The following is a 22,586-nucleotide window of genomic DNA, read 5'->3' as shown; positions in this document are numbered from 1 at the left end:
GCGCCGTCGTCAATACATATGCTGGCCGCCGTTGATCGACAAAGTCGACCCCGTGACGAAACCGGCATTTTCATCGACCAGGAAGGCCACGCCGCGGGCAATTTCCTCGGCCTTGCCAAGCCGGTTGACCGGAATCCGCGCGACGATCTTGGCCAGCACCTCCTGCGGCACCGCAGCGACCATGTCGGTATCGATATAGCCCGGCGCGATGGCGTTGACGGTGACGCCGCTGCGCGCGCCTTCCTGGGCCAATGCCTTGGTAAATCCGTGAATCCCGGACTTCGCGGCGGCATAATTGACCTGGCCATATTGCCCGGCCTGGCCGTTAATCGAGCCGATGTTAACGATCCGGCCATAGCCGCGGCCGGCCATCCCTTCGAAAACCGCCTTGGCCATGTTGAAGCAGCCGCCGAGATTGGTGTCGATCACTTGCTGCCATTGCTCGTGGCTCTGCCGCTTTATCGTGCTGTCCCGGGTAATTCCGGCATTATTGACCAGCACGTCGACGGGGCCGAGCTCTGACTCGACCTTTTTCACTCCCTCCTGGCAGGCGTCATAGTCGGCGACGTCCCATCTGAAGGCGGGGATGCCGGTCCTTTCAGTAAATTCGCGGGCGCGTTCGTCGTTGCCGGCATAATTGGCCGCGACCTTCATGCCCATGTCCTTGAGCGCGATGCTGATCGCCTCGCCAATCCCTCTCGTCCCACCGGTTACGATCGCCACTCGCGCCATGACATTCTCCTGCCTTATCCTGTTGTCCCGGGTTAGGGCGTGGGCCACCATCCGGCAAGTTCACGTCGGATCAGCCGGTCGAGCATGTCGATGCCCTGTTCGCTGTCGTTAAGGCATTCTAGCCGCGCGAAATGGGTTCCGCCGGCGGCAAGGAAGTCCTCGCGCCCGCGAATGCCAAGCTCCTCGATGGTTTCCAGGCAGTCGGCGGAAAAGCCGGGGGCCGCAATGGCGATTTTGGTGACGCCCTGCTCCGGATAGGCCTTCAGCACCGTGTCAGTTGCGGGCTCAAGCCATTTGGCCCTGCCGAACCGCGACTGGAAGGCAATGTCGGTCGGCAGGCCGACCCGTTCCCCGACTAGGCGTGCGGTCTTCTGGCAATGGCAGTGATAGGGATCGCCAAGCCGCAATGTCCGCTCCGGCATTCCATGAAAGCTAAGCAACAGCCGGTCCGGTGCGAAATCGAGAGCCGCGAGCTGCGACTTGAGGCTGACAAGCAGTGCCTGGATATGCAGCGGATCGTCATAATAAGGCGGCAGCGTGCGCAGCGCCGGCTGCCAGCGGCGCGCGGCGATGGCGGCAAAGGTCGCGTCCATCGCGCTGGCGGTCGTGGCGGCGCAATATTGCGGATAAAGCGGGGCCGCGAGCAGGCGCGTCACCCCCGCATCGACCAGCCGGCCAATGGCAGCCACGACGCTGGGATTGCCGTATCGCATCGCCCAGTCGACCGTCACAGTTTCACCGAGCCTGGCCTGGAGCGCCCGAGATTGCCGCGCGGTGATCGCCGCCAGCGGCGAACCTTCATCCTGCCAGACCTGGGCATAGGCATGGGCGCTCTTGCGCGGTCGGGTGCGCAGAATGATCCCCCGAAGGATTGGCTGCCAGAGCAGGCTAGGAATCTCGATGACGCGGGGATCCGACAGGAATTCGGCAAGGTAGCGCCGAACAGCAGCCGCGTCCGGCGCGTCGGGAGTGCCAAGGTTGATCAGCAAAACGCCGATCCGGGGCGCTGGAATGGCGGGATGGTCAGGGGGAGGCATCAGCCGCTCATCGGGTCAAACGGCAGGTTGCGCAAGCGCCGCCCGGTCCCTGCGTAAATAGCATTGGCGACGGCAGGCGCGAGTACAGCGATGCCGAGCCCGCTGACCCCGCCGGCGGGGCCGTCATTGGCGATCAGTTCGATTTCGACCCGGGGCACCTGGTCGAGCCGCTCGAAGCCCATGCCGCGCATCGGCCTGGCGCGCGGCATGCCGGCAATGAATTCGGGCGCGGGGATGGTCGCAGCGGCCAGCGCGGCGAGCAGGCCACCCTCGACCTGTTGCCGCACCAGTCCAGGATTGACCATCCTTCCGGCATCGACGGCCGCGACCAGCCGGCTCACCGCGATCCGCTGGTCGGCGCCGATATTCGCTTCGGCGAGCAAGCCGATGTGAGACCCGTAAAGCGAGGCGCAGGCCAGGCCCATGGTGCTGCCGCGGCCGCCGCCATCCCAGCCGCCGAGGGCGGCGGCGGTGCTGAGCGCCCGCGCAAGACGCGTCGCGCCGCCCAGCATGCCGATCCGGAACGCCAGCGGCTCGGCGCCCATCGCCAGCGCCATCTCGTCGATAAAGCTTTCGGTAAAGAATATATGGGCCGCGGCGTCTCCGCCACGCATGTAGCCCGTACGGATCGGCAGTGCGGCATCGATCGCCTCGACCCGAATGGCGTCAATGCCATACGGCGGCGCCGCGCCGGACGGAGCGAAGGCTGGCGGTTCCCCGCCCTTCGCCCGCGCCAAGTTTGCCAGCAGGCCGGAGGTGCTGGCCACTCGCGCTTTCCAGGCGGCAATCCGTCCATCCGGGGAAGGCAGCGCAGTCAGCCGGGCGATCGCCGGCGGCCGGACCGGGTCGCTGTTTTGCGCGGTTGCCGGTGGCAGCGTCAGGCTGACAGCCCGCTTCGTGTGCCGGGCCAGTTCAACCGCGATTGCCACTACCTCGACTTCGACCGCACGGCCCGATCCGTCACCGACAGGCATGGCGTAAACGGTCACGTCGGAAGCCTTCAGCCGGGCAGCGTCGGCGGCCGCCTGGCGAACCAGGTCGGGAACTTGTGTGCCCGACCAGATCTCGAGCCGCTCGCCGGTGAACCTTGCAACAGCCGCCGGCAGCTCCAGCCCGTAATGCGCAGTTGCGGCGACCGAATAGGTGGCTGCCAGCGGCCTGCTGTCCTCGGTTGCCGCATCATAGTCGCCGCGATCGACCAGCCGGATCGCGTCGCCCCCTTTCAGCGCGTCCTGCAACAGGACATGCGGGTCGGCCGGGGAAGGACCTTCGAATTTCGGCGCGGCCCGGGCTAGTGCCCGGTCGGCGGCCCACCAGCTATCGCCGATTGCCGCGATCCAGCCGTCGCGGGCAAGCAGATCGACCAGGCCCATCTGCCGTTCGCCCGCCTGGCGCGAAAATCCTACCAGCCTTCCGCGGGGCGGTGCCAGCCGCACAGACGCAAACAGCATTCCTGGGAGACGGACGTCACCGGCAAAGCGAAGACTGCCGTCGGACTTGGCGGGAAGATCGAGCCGGGGCAGGTCTATGCCGATCAGCCGATTGGTGGCACCCACCCGAAAAGCTGGCTGATCGGGCGGCCGCATCGCCGCCGCCGCTGCCGCGACCTCGCCGAACGCCAGCCGCTTGCCTTCATGGATGACGAACCCGCCGGCGGTGTCGCATTCCCTTGCCCGCACATTCCACCGCGCGGCGGCCGCCGCGCACAGCAGTGCGCGAGCCGTCGCGGCGGTGGACCGGACTGGCTCTTCGAAAGCGCGGATCGAGCTGGAACCGGCGGTAATCCGCGTTTCCACGCCGATTTCACGTGCGACGAGCCTGTTGATGTTCGCGTCATTGTGCGGGGCCGGTTCGACGGCCATCGACTCCCATGCCGCGCCCAGCTCGTCGGCGGCGATCTGCGCAAGCCCGGTCCAGATGCCTTGCCCGACCTCGGCCTGCGGCGCGACCAGCGTCACCCGCCCGTCGAGCGCGATCTTGAGAAATGCGCCGAACAAGGCTTCGTTGGCGGTGCCGCGGAGCGGGCTGCCTTCCCGCTTCGGCCAGACGAGATAGGCAAGGATTAGCCCCACGCCCGCGCCGCCGCCGATCAGCAGGGTTCGGCGGGTAACGCCGGTGGAGCGCATCGTCAGCCGGCGTAACGCTGCTTGAGCGCGACCCGATCGATCTTCCCGGTTCCCAGGCGCGGCAGTGGCCCGTCGGAGAAGATCATCTTGTCGGGGATTTTATATGCCGCAAGGCGTCCGTCGAGAAATCCGCGAAGATCCTCCTCCGAAATGCTGCTGCCTTCGCGGCGGTGGAGCACCGCCACCGGAACCTCGCCCAGCCGCTCATCAGATGTCCCGAACACGGCCGCCTCGGCGATCCCCTCGCAGCTGTATAATGCGGCTTCGACCTCGGCGGCGGAGATATTCTCGCCCCCGCGTATGATGATGTCTTTCTTGCGATCAACGATGAAAAGATAACCGTCCTCGTCGAGATAGCCGATGTCGCCGGTGCGGATGAATCCGTCGGCGGTGACCGCCGCGGCCGTGGCCGCTTCATTCTTCCAATAGCCGCGGATATTGGCGGCCGATCTTATGGCGATCTCGCCCCGCTCGCCAGATTCCAGATGGCGGCCGCCCTCGCCGAGGATCGCAATCTCGACATAAGGTTTCTGCGCACGGCCGGTCGAGGCCGGCTTGGCGGCATAATTGTCCCAGAAATTGCCGCACCCAACGGCATTGGTCTCGGTCAGGCCGTAACCCAGCGCCGGCTGAGCGCCGGGGAAGCTTTTCTGCAGCCGGTCGACATGGGCGACCGGGCGCGGCGCGCCGCCGGCGGCGATGTCCGTAAGCGTTGACAGGTCGTAATTGCCACGGTCTGGGTGGTTCATCAGTTCCAAGCTCATCGTCGGCACGCCGACGAAATAGGTGATCTTCTCTTTTTCGATCAGCCGGAGTGCTTCGCTGGCATCCCATTTCGCCATCAGCACCATCCCGCGCGAAATCACAAAGCTGTTGAGCAGCACCGGCACTTCGCCGGTGACGTGGAATAGCGGAACGACGACAAGAGTTTTGGGAGGATTGGCCGGAGGCCGCCCTTCCGATTCCAATATGCCTTTGAGCACCATCAGGCTGGTTGCATAGGCATAGACCCCGGTCGTAACGGCCCGGTGGGTCGACACCGCGCCCTTGGCCTCGCCGGTCGATCCCGAAGTGAACAGGATCGTCGCATCATCGTCCGGCTCAATTTCGGGCAGGGCGCCATCCTCGGCCGCATCCAGCAGGCTGTGCATCGCCTCTTGCGCGGGGCTTTCGATGGCCAGCGTTTCCACCTTGCCCGTCCAGCCGGTCGCTGCGATGCGCTTGGCGCGCGACGCATCGGCGAGCACCAGCGTCGGTGACGTCATGTCCAGTGCGTGGCGCAGCTCATCGGCCTGCCACCAACCATTCAGCAATGTCGCGACCGCACCCGCCTTAAGGATCGCCATGTAGGACAGGACCCAGGCGGGACAATTGCGCATGGCGATGCCGACCCGGTCGCCCTTCTTGATTCCCCGTGCCAACAGGCCAAGCGCCGCGCGGTCCGAAAGCTGGTCGAGTTGCGCAAAGGTGAGCCGTTGATTGGCGGTGATCACCGCTTCGACTTCAGCGCTGAGCATGCAGAATGTCTTGAAGAACAGCGGCAGCGTTGCCGGGAAATTGCCGACGATCGTCCGGCCCCGGTCGTCCTCCTCGAGGATCAGTTGCCCGCCTGGCCCGGTTATCGCGGCCAGTACCGCGTCATATTTCCGGTCGAGGTCGCTCAGCGGCATCCTACACTCCTTGGACTTTTATATACGTCACCCTATGAGGCGGCATCGCAGAGGGAAACCCCCGGGAGCGCTAAATGGGTGTGATGATGTCAACGATTGCCAGTACCGCCGCGATCGCCTTTCCCGATCTCGGCCTGTCGCCGGTCGCGCTCGACCTCGGCTTCTTTCAGCTGCGCTGGTACAGCCTCGCCTATCTGGCCGGCATCTTCATCGGCTATTGGTACCTTCTTAAGCTGCTCAGCCAGCCCGGCGCGCCGATGGCCCGCCGCCATGCCGACGACCTGGTTTTCTACGCCGCGCTCGGCATCATCTTCGGCGGGAGGCTTGGCTATGTCTTGTTCTACAACCTCGGCTTCTATCTCGACAACCCGCTCGACATCCTGAAGCTGTGGGATGGGGGCATGAGCTTCCACGGCGGGGTGATCGGCACTTCGGTCGGAATCCTTTATCTTGCCTGGAAGGAAAAGCTGCCCTGGCTGCGAATCCACGACTATGTCGCCTGCTGCGTGCCCTTCGGCCTGTTTTTCGGCCGCCTTGCCAATTTCGTGAACCAGGAGCTGTGGGGTGCGCCGAGCGACGTGCCATGGGCAATACGGTTCGAGGAAACCACCGCCTTCGGCACCACCCTGGGTGAACCGCGCCATCCCAGCCAGCTTTACGAAGCAGGCCTTGAAGGACTGGTTCTGTTCGCGATCCTGGCGATCCTGTTCTGGCGGACCGAGGCACGCTACCAGCCGGGCAAGCTCGTCGGCGCGTTCATCTTCTTCTACGGGATTTTCCGCTTCGGCGTTGAATATGTGCGCGAACCTGACGTCCAGCTGGCCGAATTCGCCGCGAACAGCGGGCTTCAGATGGGACAGTGGCTGACAATCCCGATGATCGCGGGCGGCCTGTACCTGATGGTCACCGCCAAGAAGCGGCGAGTGCGGGTCGAGCCGACGTTGGGGTCGGCCAGCGTCGCGTGACCCCGCTCGGTCGCGCCCTTGCCGACCGCATCAGGATCGAAGGGCCGCTAAGCGTCGAAGCCTATATGGCGGCTTGCAACGCCTATTATTACGCCACGCGTGACCCGCTTGGCGTGGGCGGCGACTTCACCACCGCTCCGGAAATCCATCAGATGTTTGGCGAGATGGTGGGTGCTGCGCTGGCCGACGTATGGACCCGGATCGGAAAGCCTGTCGAGGCGGTTTATGCCGAGCTTGGTCCGGGCCGTGGGACGCTGGCGGGTGACGCGTCCCGGGTGTTGCGCCGAGTCGGGTTCGAAGGCGCGATACATTTGGTCGAGACGAGCCCAGCGCTGCGCGAACGACAGGCCGCCTTGCTGCCCGAGGCGATATTTCACGACTCGCTGGATTCGCTGCCAGAGGTCCCGCTGTTGCTGGCCGCCAACGAATTCTTCGACGCGCTTCCCGTCCGGCAGTTCGTCGGGGATCGGGAACGTCGAGTCATTCTCGCGGGCGGCACGATGGCTTTCGACCGGGACGGCGAAATCGTCGAAACCTCGCCCGCCCGCGCCGAGGTGGCGGAACAGCTAGGCAGGCATCTGGCGACCCATGGCGGCGCGGCGCTGGTCATCGATTATGGCTATGCCGGGGGTGAGCGCGGTGACACGCTCCAGGCTGTTCGCGCGCATCGCCACGCGCTGGTCCTCGACCGCCCGGGCGAGCAGGACCTTACCGCCCACGTCGACTTCAAGGCTCTGGCGGAGGCGGCGCGCAAAGGAGGCGCGGACGCCAGCCGAATCGTGAGCCAGGGCAGCTGGCTGGAAACGCTCGGCATTGGCGCGCGGGCGATGGCGCTGGCCGCCAAGAATCCCGACGACACGCAAAGCATCGCGGAGGCCCGGCGGCGATTGTGCGACGAGGAACAGATGGGCCGCCTGTTCAAGGTCCTCGCATTGCGCGCGCCCGATTGGCCCTCGGTGGCGGGCCTCGAATGAGCAGGGTCAGCTACCGCATCGCGCGGACGGATGATGCGCAAGCGCTGGCCGAACTCGGCGCGGCAACCTTCACCGCGACGTTCGGCCATCTTTACCGCGCCGAAGACCTGGCGATCTTCCTTCAGAATCACAGCCCGGCAGCCTGGCGTAAGGAGCTTGGCGATCCGGCGTTCGAAGTGAAGGTCGCCGAGGCGGGCGGCAGGATGGTGGGTTATGCCAAGCTCGGCCCTCCGCATCTGCCCTTCGAGCCGCGGGGCGAAGCCGCCGAACTCCGCCAGCTTTATGTCATCGAGGAGATGAAAGGCAGCGGCGTGGCCCATGAACTCATTCGCTGGGTCATCGAGCGCGCCCGCGTACGGCATGCCGACCATCTCTATCTGTCGGTCTTCACCGACAATCACCGCGCCCGCCGCTTCTACGAAAAGCTCGGCTTCGAAGCCGAGGGAACCTATCATTTCATGGTCGGCGATCATGCCGACGAAGACATTGTGATGCGGCTGCAGCTATGATCCTCGATATCGTCCGCACCGCTGCGCTGGAGGGCGTTGCGCACGGCTTTTTCGGACGGGAAGGCGGCCTTTTCCAAGGACCGGCCGCCGGCCTGAACTGCGGCCTCGGCAGCAACGACGATCCCGCTGCGGTCCGCGCAAACCGCCGCCTCGCCGCCGATGCCGTCCTGCCCGGCTGCGGCCTGGCCAGCGTCTACCAGATTCATTCTCCCGAGGCAGTGATCGTTAGCGAAGCGAATGAGGGTCAGCCGCGGCCAAGGGCGGACGCGCTAGTCACCGACCGGCCCGGCCTGCTGCTCGGCATCGTTACCGCCGACTGCGCCCCGGTCCTGCTCGCCGACACCGAGGCAGGCGTAGTGGGCGCGGCCCATGCCGGTTGGCGCGGCGCTACCGCAGGGGTTACCGACCGCACGATCGCCGCAATGCTGTCGCTGGGCGCCAGGATCGAGCGGATCGCGGCGGCGGTCGGCCCGTGCATCGCCCGCTCGTCCTACGAGGTCGACCATGACTTCGCGGACCGGCTGCTCACCGCTGATGAGAGCAACGAGCGCTTCCTGTCCAGCGGGCCCGGCGACCGGCCGCGCTTCGACCTGGAAGCCTACGTCGTCGCACGCCTCGCCGCCGCCGGCGTGCGCCGGATCGAAGCGGTCGGCCTGGACACCTACGTCTTGGCGGACCGTTTCTACAGTTTCCGGCGAGCCACCCATCGCGGCGAGCCCGACTATGGCCGGCAAATCTCGCTGATCGCTCTGGCCCCGGCCTGAACCCTCTGCCATCAACGCGGCGGGGAGGATCATCGATGGCCGCACGTTGGGGATTGTGGGGCGGGCTTGCCGCCTTCCTTTTGATGCTGCTTCTTCCGGCGCCCGCCAACATGCCGCTGGCCGCGTGGCGGACCTGCGCGATCGTCACGCTGATGGCGACCTGGTGGATGACGCAGGCGCTGCCGCTGACCGCGACGGCGCTGATCCCTTTCCTCGCCTTCCCGCTGGCAGGGATCATGAACGCGGGCGATACCGCCGCCACTTATTATTCGCCGATCCTGTTTTTGGTGCTGGGCGGCGCCTTCATCGCCCTGGCGATCGAGCGAACCGGCCTCCATCGCCGGCTGGCGCTGGCCATCATCCGGCGCGGCGGACAGTCGCCGGGCGCGATGCTTTTTGCCTTCCTGGCGTCGACCGCGATCATTTCGATGATCGTGTCGAACACCGCCACCACGCTGATCATGATCCCGATAGCCGTCGCCCTGATCAAGGCTGCGGACATTCCCGACGGCCATAGCCAGGGGTTTGCCGGGGCGTTGGCGATGGGAATAGCCTTCTCGGCGTCGATCGGCGGGCTTGGGACGCTCGTGGGCTCGCCGACCAACGCGATCGCTGCGGGGATCATCGAACAATCGACCGGGCTTCGCATCACCTTCCTGACATGGGCGACCTACGGCCTGCCGCTGGTAATCCTGTCGATCCCGCTGTGCTGGTGGATCCTGATGCGCGTCCAGCGGGTCCAACCGACCGACTTCGTCGCCGCCAAGGCCATCGCCGCGATTGGCGAAGCGGGACCCTGGTCGACGGCCGAGCGCCGGCTCGTTCCGCTGATCGGACTGGTGCTAGCGGCGTGGATCGCGCTCCCCCTGGTAACGCCACTGCTCCCCAGGGATTCGGTGACCGACGGGACCATCGCGATTGCCGCGGGCCTCCTGTTGTTCGTAATCCCCGACGGCAGTGGACGGGGTCTACTCAACTGGGATGAGGCTAATCGGGCGCCTTGGGCGGTGATCCTGCTGTTTGGCGGCGGGCTGGCACTGGCCGCCGGCATCGGCGCGTCCGGTCTCGGCGACTGGCTAGGCGTCGCGTTGCAGCCGCTCAAGACCATCGATCCGGTAATCGTCGCGCTGGTTCTCGTTGCACTGGTCGTCCTCATCACCGAATTCGCGTCGAATGTCGCGGCGGCCAGCGCTATCATTCCGGTTGTCGCCGGAGTGATCGCCGCGACGGGCGTCGATCCGATCCTTCTTGCCCTGCCCGCCGCATGGGCGGCCAGTTGGGGGTTCATGCTGCCGTCCGGAACTGGTCCCAACGCGATCGCCTGGGCGACCGGCCACATCGCGTTGCCGCGCATGCTCAAGGCCGGCCTCTTGCTCGACCTCGCCGGTGTCCCGCTGATGGTCGGGATTGTGTGGCTTATCGCCCTGTTGTTGGGCTAGTGGCGCGACAGATAGGAGAATCCGAGTGACCGAAAGCCGCCGCCCCAAGGACGCCGAAACCCATATCGGCAACCATAAGCTCGATCCGTCGACCCTGATGATGGGCCATGGATTCGACCCCTCGCTGTCAGAGGGCAGCCTGAAGCCGCCGATCTTCCTCACCTCGACCTTCGTTTTCCAGAATGCAGCGGAAGGGAAGCGCTTTTTCGAGGGAATTACGGGCAGGAGCGACGGTTCGGGCAAGGCCGCGGGTCTCGTCTATTCGCGCTTCAACGGCCCTAACCAGGAAATCCTCGAGGATCGCCTCGCCATCTGGGAGGATGCCGAAGCGGCCCTGAGCTTCTCAAGCGGCATGACCGCAATCTCGACCCTGGTGCTTGCGCTTGCCGGCCAGAATGACGTGATCGTGCATTCGGGTCCGCTTTATGCCGCGACCGAAAGCGTGATCGACAAGATCATGGCGCGGTTCGGCGTCGGATATGTCGACTTTCCTGCCGGCGCGTCGCGCGAAGAGCTGGACAGCGTTATGGCCAAGGCCAAGTCGATGGCCGCCGAAAAGGGCGGCAAGGTCGCCATGATCTACCTCGAAAGCCCGGCCAACCCGACCAATGCGCTGGTCGACGTTGAGGCGGTTCACGCCGCCCGCGCCGCCGCGTTCGACGGAGAACTGCCGCCGATCGCCATCGACAACACCTTCCTCGGCCCGCTGTGGGCGAAGCCGCTCGCGCAGGGTGCGGACGTATCGGTCTATTCGCTGACCAAATATGTTGGCGGCCACAGCGACCTCGTCGCCGGCGCGCTGGTGGGATCGAAGGCAGTCCTCAACAAGGTCCGACTGATTCGCAACCCGATGGGCGGGATTTGCGATCCCAATACCGCCTGGATGCTGATGCGCAGCCTCGAGACGCTGGAACTGCGCATGAGCCGCGCGGGCGAGAATGCCGAAAAAGTCTGCGCATTCCTCCGCGACCACCCGAAGGTTGAAAAAGTCGGCTACCTCGGGTTCCTCGAGCAAGGATCGCGCCAGAAGGACATCTTCGACCGTCACTGCAGCGGAGCCGGCTCGACCTTCTCACTCTATCTGAAGGGCGGCGAGGCCGAAGCGTTCCGCTTTCTCGACGCCCTGCGGATCGCCAAGCTCGCCGTCAGCCTGGGCGGTACCGAGACACTCGCCAGCGCCCCGGCCGCGATGACGCATTTGTCTGTACCCGACGAACGCAAGGCAGCACTGGGCATCAGCGACAACCTCGTCCGGATTTCGATCGGGGTCGAAAAGGCCGAGGATCTGATTGCCGACTTCGCCAACGCGCTGGACGCGGTCTGAGCGGCATGGCCAGCGACAAGGTTGCGCGCGGGGAGTGTCCCGCCTGCGGCATGCCGATTCCGTTCAGCCGGGTGACTGGCATGCGCAACAAGCCGTTCGACTGCCGCGCGTGCGGACGTTCGATCAAGCTGCTGCTCGACAAGAAGGTGACGTTTGGAATCGTCGCGGCCGGACTGGTCACCGCCAAGATGGTCGGGGCCTGGTCCGTCCCGCTCATCCTCGCCGGGATCGGCATCTGGGACTGGAAAGCCGCCAAGGTCGGGCTTGCCGATCCTAGCCCCAATCCTCCGTCCGCCACTTCCTAGCGGCCGCGAGCTTGCGCAGCCGGTCGTGCGGATTGACCGCAACCGGCTCGTCCGACCATTCGAACACCGGCGCGTCGCTGGCATGGTCCGAATAGAAGCGGACATGTCCGCGCTCCAGCCCGCTCTCAGCGAGCCATTGTTCAACCATCACTAGCTTGGCCGGACCGTAACAATTCTGCCCGTCGATCTTGGCATGGACCCGTTCGTCCAGGCCGAGGATCGAATTGGTACCGATGCAATCGTCGAAACCGAGCTGCTCGGCGATCTCCCGGGCGTAAAAACGGTAGCTTGCGGTGGCCATCACGACCCGCCGCCCTTCGGCCTTGTCCCGGGCGATCGCCGCGCGCGCACCGGGGCGGACATTGGTCTCCAGAACAGCCTGCGCGAAACTATCCACCAACGGCTTCAGCTCGGCGGGATGACGGTTGTGGCCAAGCAGCAGGCGATGGTTGATTTCCTTCAACCGGCCGCGATCGATCAGCTTGGCGACATAGGCTAGCATCGACAGGGCCACCAACGGCAACAGCAGCAGTCGCCACGGCGCGCGTCGCGTTGCGCAATGAAGCAGGAAGGGCGTGTAGGTCGCCCGCCGGGTCACCGTCCGGTCCATGTCGTAAATGGCGAAATCGGTCATGCGCGGCCTTCGAGGATAGCGGTCACCAATTCATGGTCCGCGGGCTTGTCGACGTCCACTGCCGCCAGCGGATTGGCGAGCTCCACCTTGCGCAAGCTTAGGCCGAGGCGGCGGCCGACACGCTCCAGGATCTGGTCGAGCGTCAGCAGGCGGAGCAGCGTCCCGGCGAGAACGGCCGGTCCCAGGGCGGCGACCATCCGCCAACCCTTCTTGCGATCCTGCTCAACCGATCGCCACAGCGCGATCGCCCGCCCCGCTCCCGGTCCGCCCAGCGCAAAGAGATTGGCGCCCGAATAGGCGCCTCCGCGAAACCGGAGCCAGGTTCGCCTGGTCGCCGGCAGCCGGGCCGTCAGCGCCTTGCGCTCGACCATCCCGATGGCGACGTCGGCGGTGCCCGCCTTGGAGATGAAGTCCGCGATCATCGCACTGTCGAGCAAGGCATGATCGGCAGTGGTCACCAGCAAGGGAAAACGGGTCGAGGGATCGGCAATGATCGCCTCGATCGTGGTAGCGATGGTCGGACCCGACGGCTCGACCGTCAGCCGGTCGTCCTTGGGTAGGACAGTGGCGATCCGGTGCGGTTGCTGGGCGAGGACGCGAACGCGCGCGATGTTGCCCGCCGCCAGCAACGCAGCGACAGGGCGCTGGACCATCGGCATTCCGCCAAGCGGGATAAGCGCCTTGAGATCGGTGCCATGGGCCGCGGCGAAGGGGTCGGGTCCGGGCCGCGAACCGGCCAGGACCAGCGCGGTCCAGCCGGTCATGCCAGCCAGCTGGTAACCGGGCGCCCCCGGTCGCGGCAGGCATTTGCCTGTGCCAGCCGCACCCAGTGGAAGATCAGCGACAGGATCGTCCAGGCGGCAACCAGCTCGATGCCGAGGTCCGGCCGCATGATCAGCAGAGAAGCGACGAGGATCACCATGTTGGGATTGCGCCGGGCCGTGATCAGGCGGAAACGGCTGTCGATTCGTCGCCAGACATGGATGTGCATGCCGAAGCGGCGCATGAAAATGCCTTCGATCAGCCGCTGCGCGACATAGCCGAACACGATCGTGCCAACGATCAACAGTTCGTAGACCCGCTCAAGCGGGCGGCCATAGGCCTCCAGCCCTTCCGCCCAGGCCCACCACCAAAAGGGCGGATGGACGAGGTCCGTGCCATGGTCGAAGATGTTGCCCCATTTCGACGACTGGCCGGTGCAGCGAGCCAGCTTTCCGTCGACCGTATCGAGCACCATGAAACCGAAGCCGGCGATGATCCCGGTCCAATACCAGCCATGGTAGAAGAGGAAAAAGGCGGCAACGCACAGGATTGCGCCGATCAGCGTGACCTGGTTCGGGGTCATTCCAGCCTGCGCGGCCCAACGGGTCAGGTAAAACGCCGGCCGCCGCCACAGATAGAGGGTCAACGCATCGGTCACGCCCTTGTAGCTGGCATCGTAGGAGGCCCGCTCGACCGGTGCGAGATCAGCGGGATCGAGCCGCATGACGAATGGTCGGTCGCGCTTGCGAAGCTTCTGGTAGCTTATGTCGGCGCTATCGGCGTCGATCCTGGCCAACGCCCCCTGATAGGCTGCGCCCGATTGCATCGCGGCATGGATTGGCGCCCCATCCGCTCCGGCGGGCAAATGGGCGATGACCGCCTTTCCGTCCTTGGTTAGGACACTTCCCGGCGAACCGGCCAGGGTTCGTAGCCATTCAGGGTCCCATGCCCAGTTGAGATCGGCGTAGACGGTCGAGCGCCCCTCCAGCCGCTCGGCTGCGGGTTCCAGCCCCGCCTTGACCGCAAGCGCATTGGCCCGCGCCTCGGCATCCATGCCGAACGCTCGTGCCGGGTTGGTCCCGACCGTCAGGAAGATTGGCTTCTCGCCCCCGGAACCGCCGCTTGTCATTCTGTCGCGCTATAAGGCATCAACTCTGGCAACAAAGTGGCAATCGCCTTGCTCTTGCCGCCTTCAGCGATTTCGCGCAGGGTTCCGGCCCATGGGGGCTCAGTCGACCACAACCAATGAAGAAAGCGACGACCAGCTGTACCGCTGCGTCGGTTCGCTGACGATTTCACGCGCCGCCTCGACCCAGCGCGAGCTGGAAGCGATACCCGATCCGCTCACCATCGACCTTAGCGGGGTCGAGAAAATCGACACGGTCGGAGCCTGGTTGATCTACCGGACCGTCCGCGATCGCGGGGCGCGTGTGACCGGGGCAAGCGCGGACACCGACGCGCTGCTGAAGCAGGTCGCAGAGGCCGACAATCCGGCCAAGGTCCGCCCCGACCAGCGGCCGGCGATGACCCGGACACTCGACGAACTGGGTGGATGGGTGGCCGACGCGGGCAGGACCACGGTCGGCCTGATCGGCTTCCTTGGCGCTGTCCTTCTGTCGTTCGCAGCGATAATTCGTCGGCCCAAGCGCTTTCGCGTCAATGCCGTGGTTCAGCGGTTCGACCTGGTCGGCGTTCGCGCGCTGGGCATCATCGGCCTGATGAGCTTCCTCATCGGCATCGTCGTCGGCCAGCAGGGCGCTGTCCAGCTCCAGCAGTTCGGGGCAGAGGTCTATACGATCAACCTCATCGGCCGGATTACCGTGCGCGAACTGGGCACGCTGATGACCGCGATCATGGTCGCCGGTCGGTCCGGTTCGGCCTTTGCCGCGCAGATCGGCACGATGAAAATTACCGAGGAAGTGGATGCGATGCGCACCATTGGCGTGTCGCCGATCGAGGCGCTGGTCGTGCCGCGCCTGCTTGCCGCGGTGGTGATGATGCCGCTGCTGGCGTTTTACGCCATGCTGATGAGCTTGCTCGGCGGCGGCATCTATGTCTGGATCGACCTTGGGATTCCGCCGCTGACCTATGTCCAGCGGCTTCAGGAAGTGGTTCCGGTCAGCGACCTTTGGGTCGGCCTGATCAAGGCCCCAGTGTTCGGTTTCATCATCGCGCTGGCCGGCTGTTTCCAGGGCATGCTGGTTCAAGGCAATTCCGAAGAGGTCGGCACGCGCACCACCGCCGCTGTGGTCCAGTCGATCTTCATGGTCATCGTTATCGACGCCGTGTTCGCGGTCTTCTTTTCCCAGGTCGGGTGGATATGAGCGAAGCGCCGATCATCGCGATCCGCGATCTCAGGAACAGTTTCGGCGATCAGGTTATCCATGAAGGGTTGAACCTCGACGTCCAGCGCGGAGAAATCCTCGGCGTGGTCGGCGGATCGGGCACCGGCAAATCGGTCCTGATGCGTTCGATTATCGGGTTGCAGACGCCCGACGCGGGCGAGATCCGGGTGCTCGGTGAGAATATGATCGCCCGCGACGAGGACGAAGCGAAGAATATCCGGCGGCGCTGGGGTGTCCTGTTCCAGAACGGCGCGCTGTTTTCTACCCTGACCGTCGCCGAGAATGTCGAGGTTCCGATCCGGGAATATTTCCCGTTCATCAAGGAGCCGCTGCTTGACGAGATCGCAAGCTACAAGATTTCCATGTCGGGCCTTCCCGCGAACGCCGGGCCGAAATTCCCCTCGGAACTGTCCGGCGGCATGCGCAAGCGTGCGGGCCTTGCGCGGGCGCTTGCGCTCGACCCCGAGCTGCTGTTCCTCGATGAACCCACCGCCGGTCTCGACCCGATAGGCGCCGCTGCCTTTGACGAGCTGATCGAAGGATTGAAGCAAAAGCTCGACCTGACCGTTTTCCTGATTACCCACGACCTCGACACTCTGTGGGCGATCTGCGACCGCGTGGCGGTAATCGCCGACCGCAAGGTAATTGCAGTGGGGACGATTGAAGAATTGCTCGCCTTGGACCATCCTTGGATTCAAGAATATTTTAACGGGCCGCGCGGACGCGCCGCCGTGGCTGGCTTGAAGGGGCACTAACGCCTTATGGAAACGCGGTCGAACCATGTGCTGGTCGGTTCGGTCACGCTGGCGCTGCTGGTGGGCCTGCTGATCTTCATCGTCTGGCTTGCCGGCCTTTCAAACAAGGCCACCAAATGTTTCGACATTTATTTCACCCAGGGGGTCGGCGGTCTCAATAAGGGTAGCCAGGTCAATTTCCAGGGCGTGCCGGTCGGCCAGATCGAACAGATCAGCCTCTTGCCTGACCGGCCCGAATTCGTCTGGGTACGGATCAATGTCGATGCCCAGACGCCGATCCTTCAAGGAACCACGGCGCAGATCAAAGGTGTGGGCTTCACCGGCGTCAGCGAGATTGCGCTGGAAGGTGCAGTCAAGGGCGCCCGCCCGCTGACCCAGGTCGGGCCGCAAGGTTGCCCGGTCGTGCCTGCCAGTTCCGGCGGGCTAGGCGCCCTGCTCAACAGCGCGCCGGAACTGATCGACCGCATCCAGCGGCTGACCGAGCGGCTGACCGAATTGCTCAGCGACCGTAACCAGAATGCGGTGTCCGACATCCTCGAGAACGTCGAAAAGACCACCGATGTGTTGGCCCAGCGCGCGCCGGACCTGGCCGACGCCATTGGCGATGCCCGCATCGCGGCGCGCAACGCCGGGATCGCTGCTCAGCGTGTCGGCGTGCTCGCCGACAGCACCAACCGACTGGTCAACGAGCAAGGGCGACCGGCAGCCGAGGACCTGCGCAAGGCGATCGCCTCGGTCCAGCAGGCCGCAGAGAATCTCGACGCGGTGATCGCCGACGCCCGGCCCGGGATCCAGAATTTCAGCAAGAACACGCTTCCGGAGGCCAATCGGCTGGTCCGCGACTTGCGCGACCTGTCGACCTCGCTCCAGGGATTCTCGGAGCGGCTCGACGAGGATGGTATCGGAGGCGCACTGGGGCCGAAAAAGCTGCCCGACTATAAACCTGGGAAATCTCAATGATCCGACTGTCCCGTATCATGGCCTCGGCCGCCATCGCCCTGTCGCTTGGCGGATGCGCCTTGTTGGGCGGCGGCGCCAAGACCCCGGCGTGGCTGCTCACGCTAACCCCGGCGGCGGCGGCCCCGCCCAGCATCAACCGCACCGCATCGGTGGGCGAATCCGTGACGATTGACGTCCCGGTCATTCCCGAGGCGCTTCGCACCACCCGAGTGCCGGTCCAGTCCGGCCCGATTGCCATTGCCTATGTGAAGGACCTCACCTGGGTCGATCGACCCGACAAGCTTTTTCAGGATCTGGTCGCTGAGACGGTGACCCGCACGACCAACCGGGTGGTACTCGACCCGCGCCAGTCCAACCTCGATCCGGGGCTGACGGTGACCGGCAACCTCAGCCGCTTTGGCTTCGACTCGCAGGAAAATGCGGTTCTGGTTCGCTATGACGCCACCGTCTCTGCAAATGGAGGAAGCGCCGTCCGCACCCGCCGCTTTGAGGCGCGCGAGCCGGCCGACGGCACCGCCGCGAGCGTCGGCCCGGCGCTCAACAGCGCCGCCAACCGCGTCGCCGCCGAGGTTGCGCAGTGGATCGGCGGGGTATGAAACGCGAACGCCGCGCCACCCTGTTCGCCTTGCTGCTAATCGCGGCGGTCCTGATCGCAGCCTTCTTCGCTTATCGCGCCAACCGGTACGTTGGACCTATCGCCACGCTTTAGGCCAGGCTTTTCGATGCCTGTTCGAACACGTCCCGGCTAAGTCCGGGCGATTGCACGATCCGCTCCAGTTCGGCCTGCATCAACGCTGCCCGGACCGGCTCCAGCCGTCGCCAGCGGCCCAGGCTCGACACTTGCCGTGCCGCGACTTGCGGATTGATCCGGTCGACGCCCAGGATCATGTCGGCGAGGAAACGGTAGCCCCGGCCTGACGGGTCGTGGAAACACCATTGGTTGGCCGCGAAATTGCCGACCAATGCCCGCCACCGGTTGGGATTGCGGACTGTGAAGTCGGGATGCGACGCCAATTTTTCGACCACCTCGATCGTGTCCAGCCGCTGCGCCGCGGCCTGGAGGGCGAACCATTTGTCCAGGACCAGGCTGTCATCGCGATAGCGTATGTAAAAGGCATCGAACGCCGCTTCCCGTTCCGGCGAATCTAGGCTGGCAAGCACCAGCAGCGCGCCCTGCCTGTCGGTCATATTATCGGCCAGATCGAACTGCGCCTTGGCCGCGGCCGCGCCGCGCAGCGGGTCCCCCGCCGCCATCAAGGACAGTGCCACCGACCTCAGCCGACGAATCCCCTTGGCCTTGGGGGACAGATCATGGCCCGCGGCGCCAACGGCCTGGGCTGCGGCGAGCAGTTCGCCCAGCTCGCTGCCGATCGCGCTGCGGAGCGTATCGCGACTGCGATGGATGGCCTCCGGGTCCACCCACTGCATCCGATCGCCAATCAGGCTCTCGGCGGGCAGGCTCAGCGCCTCGCTCTTGAAGGCGGGATCGAGCGTGTCGGAGACAAGAGTCCCGCGCGCAGCGGCAATGACCGGGGCGGTATCGGCCGCTTCGCCCGATGCGCCGGCGAGCAGAACGCGGTACATCAACTCCTGCCCGGCCTCGTATCGCGCGAAGGGATCAGGGTCGACTTCCGCGAGCCGCTCAAGCTCCCCATCGCGCCGCTCGACCCGAAGGTTCACGGGCGCCGAAAAATCGCGGTTGATGGACAGAAGCGGCGGTTCGGTGACGCCATCGAAACGCACCGTCGTCGTCGCCGTGCCGAGCAGGATCAGCCGCTCCTCCCCTATCGGCTCACCGCTGTCCGATCCGATCAATGCGGTCCGCAGCGGCAGCAGCATCGGCGCCTTGCCGGTCTGACCGGGCGTGTCCGGGATCGATTGCGAAAGCTCCAGCGTCGCTGTGGCCGCGTCGCGATCATGACTGAGCCGCGCGTCTACAAGCGGAGTGCCCGCCTGGCTGTACCATAAGCGGAACTGGCCTAGGTCGACGCCGCTTGCATCCTCCATCGCCCGGACGAAATCCTCGCAGGTCGCGGCCTGGCCGTCATGCCGGTCGAAATAGAGATCGCTTCCCTTGCGATACGCCTCGTCGCCGAGGATCGTCCGCATCATGCGGATCAGCTCGGCGCCCTTGTTATAAACCGTCGCGGTATAAAAGTTGGTGATCTCGATATAGGTTTCGGGACGCACCGGATGGGCAAGCGGTCCGGCATCTTCGGGAAACTGGGCGGCGCGCAGCACACGGACATCGTCGATCCGCTTGACCGCCGCAGACCCCATGTCGGCCGAAAAGCTCTGGTCGCGAAAGACCGTGAAGCCTTCCTTCAGCGAAAGCTGGAACCAGTCGCGGCAGGTAACCCGGTCGCCCGACCAATTGTGAAAATATTCATGGGCCACCACCCCGGCAATATTGTCGAAGTCGCTGTCGGTCGCCGTGTCTTGATCGGCAAGCACGTAGCGCGAGTTGAAGATGTTGAGGCCCTTGTTCTCCATCGCCCCGAAGTTGAAATCGTCGACCGCGACAATGTTGAACAGGTCGAGGTCATATTCGCGCCCATAAGTTTCCTCGTCCCAGCGCATTGCAGCCTTGAGGCTGGCCATGGCATGGGCGGTCTTCGGCAAGTCGATCTGGCGAACCCAGATCGCGAGTTCGACCTCGCGCCCGCTCATCGTCGTGAAGCGGTCGCGGTTGGGCTGGAGGTCGCCTGCGACCATCGCGAACAAATAGCTGGGCTTGGGGAAGGGATCATCCCACTGGGCCCAATGGAGTCCCCCCCCGGCCTCGCCCGCCGCGACCAGGTTGCCGTTGGCAAGCAGCACCGGGAAACAGGCACGGTCGGCGGTCATCCTCACCGAATAGACCGACAGAACGTCTGGCCGGTCCGGATGGAAGGCGATCCGCCGGAAGCCTTCGCTTTCGCATTGCGTGCACAGGATTCCGCCGGACGCGTAGAGGCCCATCAGCTTCGTATTGGCGGCAGGGACGAGCGCGACGGTGGTTTCGACTTCCGCCCGGTCGCGCTCGATGGTCACAACCAGGTCATTGCCGTCCATCACCCAGTCCGCGTCATCGCCGTCGACGCGAACCTCAAGAGGCGTTAGCTCGTCTCCCGCAAGGCGCAGCGCCCGGCCATGGTCGCCGTTCCGCGTTACCATAAGCCGGGATCGCACCGTCGTCCGTTGCGGGTCCAGATCGACTTCAAGCGCGATGCTGGGCACCAGCCAGTCGGGCGGGCGATAATCCTTGCGGTGGATGGCGACATGCTCGGGCGCGGCCGGAGCTTCGGGGTGGACCAAAGTATCGGACATGGCCTGCCCGTCTAGGCGGCGTCGGGCGCGGTCACAAGCATTGGACGCCGCCGTCTGGCAAGTGCAAGGAGCATTCCGCCGAGCGACAGCACCGCTCCGGCAATAGCCAGCGGGCTCCAGCGATACGCTTCGAAAAGGGTCGACAGCGCCATCGCGATGATCGGCACGAGAACACTGGAATAGGCCGCTTTGCCCGGCCCGATCTTGCGGACGACCGGGAAATAGAGGGCGAAACACAGCACTGACCCGAACAGGGCGAGATAGAGGACACCGGCCCAATAGCCGATGCGCGCTTCGGCCACCGGCGGCCCCGCCACGATAAAGGCCAGCGCGGCATCGAGCACTGCGCCAATGGCCATCGACCAGGCGAGCAGGGCGAGCAACGGGTAGCGCCGCGCCCGATCCCCAGCCTGGTAAACATTTGCCGCCGACGCACCGAGCAGTCCGAGCAGCGTGAGGCCCAGGCCGGTTGCGATGTGGCGCGAAGCGACGGGGCTCGAGCGAAGTTCATGGATGAACAGCAGGCCAACGCCGGCAACGGCGACGAGGCCGGCCACAAGGAACCGGCGACTGGGCCTTTGCCCGAGGAACGCCCAGGCAAGGAGGCTGTTGGGGATCAGCAGCAGCGCGAAGACCGTCGCGACCACGCCCGACGTGATATATTGTTCGGCGAGATAGACGCTGTTGAAATTGACGCTGAACTGCGTGACGCCAAGCACCGTCGCCGCGATCAGCATGCCGCGGTCAGCCTTGAGGGACTGGCCCTTCCAGCGTGCGACCAGCGCCATCGCGATCGCGGCAATGGCAAATCGATAGGCGACCGACCATTGCGGCGGGACGCTACCGATCTGGTCGCGGATGATGATCCAGGTCGATCCCCAGACAATGGTGAAAATGGCAAAGGGGATGATGATCGACGCGTCGATCCGCGGCCCCTCGACGGACCCTGCGTTCACAGCGCGCGGATCGCGTCGGCAAGCCGGCCGACGGCTGCCATGTCCTGGTCCCAGCTGGTCACCAACCGGACTTCTCCGGGCGCCCAGTCATAGAAATCGAATCCCTGGGCGCGAATCGCCGCGGCCTCGTCGGCCGTCATGCGAACGAACAATTCATTGGCCTCGACGGGATGAACCAGCCGGTCATGGCCCGCAGCTTCGGCCAGCGCGGTGGCAGCCGCGTTGGCGGCGCGGGCGTTGTCGAGCCACAACCCGTTCTCGAGCATCGCCAGAAGCTGCGCCGCAAGATAGCGGCCCTTTGATTGGAGGTGCCCGGCGCGCTTGCGCAGCCGCGGCACGACCTCGGCCCTCGCGGGATCGAAGAAGATCAGCGCCTCGGCGTTCATCCCGCCGTTCTTGACGAAGCCGAACGACAGTACGTCAACGCCTGCACGCCAAGTGACGTCAGCCGGATCCGAACCTGTGAAGGCAATGGCGTTGGCGAAGCGGGCGCCATCCATGTGAAAGGCAAGTCCGTGGCGGCGGGCAACGGCGCCCAGCGCGGCGACCTCGGCTGGCCTGTAGCTCAGCCCATATTCGGTGGCATTGGTAATGCTGAGCGCTGCCGGCTGCACCTGGTGAACGTCGGCGCGGACCCGCCCGCAGGCCTCCTCGACCGCGTCCGGATCTATCTTCGCGCCCGCGCCGGGAAGCAGCGTCAGCTTGGCGCCATGGGTAAAGAAGCCGGGCGCACCGGCCTCGTCCTGCTCGATGTGCGCGAACTCGTGGCACAGGATCGCCCCATGCGGCGGACACAGCGCCGCAAGACCAAGGCAATTGGCCGCTGTTCCCGTGCTCACCCAAAGCGCGCGAACCGGGGTCTCGAACAGGTTGGAAAAGGCATCATCCAGCCGGGCGGACCATTGATCGCCGTCGTAGGCGGTATCGAGCCGGTTTGCGTCGCCGAGCGCTTGCAAGACTTGCGGGCAGACCGCGGCGGCATTGTCGGAGAAGAAGCGCATTGCCCGCGCATGGCTCCCG

Annotated in this window: 21 protein-coding genes; 11 read left to right on the top strand and 10 right to left on the bottom strand. The window is 65.1% G+C overall.

The features are described 5' to 3' along the window. Positions 1-9: 9 nt before the first annotated feature. Genes phbB through FMM02_RS07270 form a run of 4 tightly spaced genes read right to left on the bottom strand, consistent with a single transcriptional unit; the run spans position 10 to position 5,565 of the window. Positions 10-732, bottom strand: coding sequence for an acetoacetyl-CoA reductase (gene phbB / locus FMM02_RS07285; RefSeq protein WP_147494223.1), 723 nt, complete (start codon positions 730-732; stop codon positions 10-12). Between the two features lie 32 nt (positions 733-764). After that, the gene (gene hemH, locus FMM02_RS07280) at positions 765-1,769 is read right to left on the bottom strand and encodes a ferrochelatase (protein WP_147494222.1); all 1,005 of its coding nucleotides are present in this window, start codon (positions 1,767-1,769) and stop codon (positions 765-767) included. Beyond that, positions 1,769-3,895, bottom strand: a complete 2,127-nt coding sequence (locus FMM02_RS07275; RefSeq protein WP_147494221.1) for a molybdopterin cofactor-binding domain-containing protein — start codon at positions 3,893-3,895, stop codon at positions 1,769-1,771. Before FMM02_RS07275 ends, hemH begins: the two co-directional genes overlap by 1 nt. Before the next feature lie 2 nt (positions 3,896-3,897). After that, positions 3,898-5,565 (bottom strand): class I adenylate-forming enzyme family protein, encoded by a 1,668-nt coding sequence (locus FMM02_RS07270; RefSeq protein WP_147494220.1) that lies wholly within the window; start codon positions 5,563-5,565, stop codon positions 3,898-3,900. An 83-nt stretch (positions 5,566-5,648) separates the two neighbouring features. Between FMM02_RS07270 and lgt the strand changes: the two genes are divergently transcribed. Genes lgt through FMM02_RS07235 form a run of 7 tightly spaced genes read left to right on the top strand, consistent with a single transcriptional unit; the run spans position 5,649 to position 11,845 of the window. After that, positions 5,649-6,530 carry a prolipoprotein diacylglyceryl transferase gene (gene lgt / locus FMM02_RS07265; protein WP_147495017.1) on the top strand — a complete coding sequence of 294 codons (882 nt, stop codon included), beginning with the start codon at positions 5,649-5,651 and terminating at the stop codon, positions 6,528-6,530. After that, a complete protein-coding gene (locus tag FMM02_RS07260) occupies positions 6,527-7,504 on the top strand; it encodes a class I SAM-dependent methyltransferase (RefSeq protein WP_342782490.1) in 978 nt (325 codons plus the stop codon). Before lgt ends, FMM02_RS07260 begins: the two co-directional genes overlap by 4 nt. After that, positions 7,501-8,013, top strand: coding sequence for a GNAT family N-acetyltransferase (locus FMM02_RS07255; protein WP_147494219.1), 513 nt, complete (start codon positions 7,501-7,503; stop codon positions 8,011-8,013). The genes FMM02_RS07260 and FMM02_RS07255 overlap by 4 nt, the downstream gene beginning before the upstream one ends. Next, a complete protein-coding gene (gene pgeF / locus FMM02_RS07250) occupies positions 8,010-8,777 on the top strand; it encodes a peptidoglycan editing factor PgeF (RefSeq protein ID WP_147494218.1) in 768 nt (255 codons plus the stop codon). Before FMM02_RS07255 ends, pgeF begins: the two co-directional genes overlap by 4 nt. A gap of 35 nt (positions 8,778-8,812) precedes the next feature. Then, on the top strand, positions 8,813-10,216 hold the full coding sequence (locus FMM02_RS07245; protein ID WP_147494217.1) for an SLC13 family permease: 1,404 nt from the start codon (positions 8,813-8,815) through the stop codon (positions 10,214-10,216). 25 nt (positions 10,217-10,241) lie between these two features. Then, on the top strand, positions 10,242-11,540 hold the full coding sequence (locus FMM02_RS07240; RefSeq protein WP_246104746.1) for a cystathionine gamma-synthase family protein: 1,299 nt from the start codon (positions 10,242-10,244) through the stop codon (positions 11,538-11,540). A 5-nt stretch (positions 11,541-11,545) separates the two neighbouring features. Beyond that, the gene (locus FMM02_RS07235; protein WP_147494216.1) at positions 11,546-11,845 is read left to right on the top strand and encodes a hypothetical protein; all 300 of its coding nucleotides are present in this window, start codon (positions 11,546-11,548) and stop codon (positions 11,843-11,845) included. On the opposite strand, the gene FMM02_RS07230 is transcribed toward FMM02_RS07235, so the two are convergent. Genes FMM02_RS07230 through FMM02_RS07220 form a run of 3 tightly spaced genes read right to left on the bottom strand, consistent with a single transcriptional unit; the run spans position 11,814 to position 14,370 of the window. Continuing rightward, the gene (locus FMM02_RS07230; RefSeq protein ID WP_147494215.1) at positions 11,814-12,479 is read right to left on the bottom strand and encodes an HAD family hydrolase; all 666 of its coding nucleotides are present in this window, start codon (positions 12,477-12,479) and stop codon (positions 11,814-11,816) included. The genes FMM02_RS07235 and FMM02_RS07230 overlap by 32 nt on opposite strands. Beyond that, complete coding sequence (locus FMM02_RS07225; RefSeq protein WP_147494214.1) at positions 12,476-13,243, bottom strand: NTP transferase domain-containing protein; 768 nt, start codon at positions 13,241-13,243, stop codon at positions 12,476-12,478. Before FMM02_RS07225 ends, FMM02_RS07230 begins: the two co-directional genes overlap by 4 nt. Then, positions 13,240-14,370 carry a CDP-alcohol phosphatidyltransferase family protein gene (locus FMM02_RS07220; RefSeq protein WP_147494213.1) on the bottom strand — a complete coding sequence of 377 codons (1,131 nt, stop codon included), beginning with the start codon at positions 14,368-14,370 and terminating at the stop codon, positions 13,240-13,242. The genes FMM02_RS07225 and FMM02_RS07220 overlap by 4 nt, the downstream gene beginning before the upstream one ends. A gap of 91 nt (positions 14,371-14,461) precedes the next feature. Here FMM02_RS07220 and FMM02_RS07215 point away from each other — a divergent pair, with 91 nt between their 5' ends. Genes FMM02_RS07215 through FMM02_RS07200 form a run of 4 tightly spaced genes read left to right on the top strand, consistent with a single transcriptional unit; the run spans position 14,462 to position 17,897 of the window. Continuing rightward, the gene (locus FMM02_RS07215; RefSeq protein ID WP_147494212.1) at positions 14,462-15,565 is read left to right on the top strand and encodes an ABC transporter permease; all 1,104 of its coding nucleotides are present in this window, start codon (positions 14,462-14,464) and stop codon (positions 15,563-15,565) included. Continuing rightward, positions 15,562-16,341: an ABC transporter ATP-binding protein gene (locus FMM02_RS07210; RefSeq protein WP_147494211.1), complete on the top strand. Its 780-nt coding sequence runs from the start codon at positions 15,562-15,564 to the stop codon at positions 16,339-16,341. Before FMM02_RS07215 ends, FMM02_RS07210 begins: the two co-directional genes overlap by 4 nt. 6 nt (positions 16,342-16,347) lie before the next feature. Then, entirely contained in the window at positions 16,348-17,301 is a 954-nt protein-coding gene (locus FMM02_RS07205) for an MlaD family protein (RefSeq protein ID WP_147494210.1), read from the top strand. Beyond that, the gene (locus FMM02_RS07200) at positions 17,298-17,897 is read left to right on the top strand and encodes an ABC-type transport auxiliary lipoprotein family protein (RefSeq protein ID WP_147494209.1); all 600 of its coding nucleotides are present in this window, start codon (positions 17,298-17,300) and stop codon (positions 17,895-17,897) included. Before FMM02_RS07205 ends, FMM02_RS07200 begins: the two co-directional genes overlap by 4 nt. 109 nt (positions 17,898-18,006) lie before the next feature. On the opposite strand, the gene pepN is transcribed toward FMM02_RS07200, so the two are convergent. From pepN to FMM02_RS07185, 3 genes are read right to left on the bottom strand one after another with little or no spacing between them, the layout of a single operon-like run. Further along, the gene (pepN, locus tag FMM02_RS07195) at positions 18,007-20,610 is read right to left on the bottom strand and encodes an aminopeptidase N (RefSeq protein ID WP_147494208.1); all 2,604 of its coding nucleotides are present in this window, start codon (positions 20,608-20,610) and stop codon (positions 18,007-18,009) included. Positions 20,611-20,621: 11 nt separating this feature from the next. After that, positions 20,622-21,566: a DMT family transporter gene (locus FMM02_RS07190; RefSeq protein WP_246104745.1), complete on the bottom strand. Its 945-nt coding sequence runs from the start codon at positions 21,564-21,566 to the stop codon at positions 20,622-20,624. Further along, complete coding sequence (locus tag FMM02_RS07185) at positions 21,563-22,567, bottom strand: threonine aldolase family protein (RefSeq protein WP_147494207.1); 1,005 nt, start codon at positions 22,565-22,567, stop codon at positions 21,563-21,565. The genes FMM02_RS07190 and FMM02_RS07185 overlap by 4 nt, the downstream gene beginning before the upstream one ends. Positions 22,568-22,586: the final 19 nt, after the last annotated feature.

Source organism: Sphingomonas xanthus, from assembly GCF_007998985.1.
GTDB classification, from domain to species: domain Bacteria; phylum Pseudomonadota; class Alphaproteobacteria; order Sphingomonadales; family Sphingomonadaceae; genus Sphingomicrobium; species Sphingomicrobium xanthum.
Note: the sequence above shows the minus strand (reverse complement) of the source record. Positions and strands in the feature narration are given on the sequence as shown.

What these genes read in the sequence shown, in the direction of transcription:
- phbB (WP_147494223.1), bottom strand. Translation starts at nt 732, where the DNA reads ATGGCGCGAGTGGCGATCGTAACCGGTGGGACGAGAGGGATTGGCGAG.
- hemH (WP_147494222.1), bottom strand. Translation starts at nt 1,769, where the DNA reads ATGCCTCCCCCTGACCATCCCGCCATTCCAGCGCCCCGGATCGGCGTT.
- FMM02_RS07275 (WP_147494221.1), bottom strand. Translation starts at nt 3,895, where the DNA reads ATGCGCTCCACCGGCGTTACCCGCCGAACCCTGCTGATCGGCGGCGGC.
- FMM02_RS07270 (WP_147494220.1), bottom strand. Translation starts at nt 5,565, where the DNA reads ATGCCGCTGAGCGACCTCGACCGGAAATATGACGCGGTACTGGCCGCG.
- lgt (WP_147495017.1), top strand. Translation starts at nt 5,649, where the DNA reads ATGATGTCAACGATTGCCAGTACCGCCGCGATCGCCTTTCCCGATCTC.
- FMM02_RS07255 (WP_147494219.1), top strand. Translation starts at nt 7,501, where the DNA reads ATGAGCAGGGTCAGCTACCGCATCGCGCGGACGGATGATGCGCAAGCG.
- pgeF (WP_147494218.1), top strand. Translation starts at nt 8,010, where the DNA reads ATGATCCTCGATATCGTCCGCACCGCTGCGCTGGAGGGCGTTGCGCAC.
- FMM02_RS07245 (WP_147494217.1), top strand. Translation starts at nt 8,813, where the DNA reads ATGGCCGCACGTTGGGGATTGTGGGGCGGGCTTGCCGCCTTCCTTTTG.
- FMM02_RS07235 (WP_147494216.1), top strand. Translation starts at nt 11,546, where the DNA reads ATGGCCAGCGACAAGGTTGCGCGCGGGGAGTGTCCCGCCTGCGGCATG.
- FMM02_RS07230 (WP_147494215.1), bottom strand. Translation starts at nt 12,479, where the DNA reads ATGACCGATTTCGCCATTTACGACATGGACCGGACGGTGACCCGGCGG.
- FMM02_RS07225 (WP_147494214.1), bottom strand. Translation starts at nt 13,243, where the DNA reads ATGACCGGCTGGACCGCGCTGGTCCTGGCCGGTTCGCGGCCCGGACCC.
- FMM02_RS07220 (WP_147494213.1), bottom strand. Translation starts at nt 14,370, where the DNA reads ATGACAAGCGGCGGTTCCGGGGGCGAGAAGCCAATCTTCCTGACGGTC.
- FMM02_RS07215 (WP_147494212.1), top strand. Translation starts at nt 14,462, where the DNA reads ATGGGGGCTCAGTCGACCACAACCAATGAAGAAAGCGACGACCAGCTG.
- FMM02_RS07210 (WP_147494211.1), top strand. Translation starts at nt 15,562, where the DNA reads ATGAGCGAAGCGCCGATCATCGCGATCCGCGATCTCAGGAACAGTTTC.
- FMM02_RS07205 (WP_147494210.1), top strand. Translation starts at nt 16,348, where the DNA reads ATGGAAACGCGGTCGAACCATGTGCTGGTCGGTTCGGTCACGCTGGCG.
- FMM02_RS07200 (WP_147494209.1), top strand. Translation starts at nt 17,298, where the DNA reads ATGATCCGACTGTCCCGTATCATGGCCTCGGCCGCCATCGCCCTGTCG.
- pepN (WP_147494208.1), bottom strand. Translation starts at nt 20,610, where the DNA reads ATGTCCGATACTTTGGTCCACCCCGAAGCTCCGGCCGCGCCCGAGCAT.
- FMM02_RS07185 (WP_147494207.1), bottom strand. Translation starts at nt 22,567, where the DNA reads ATGCGCTTCTTCTCCGACAATGCCGCCGCGGTCTGCCCGCAAGTCTTG.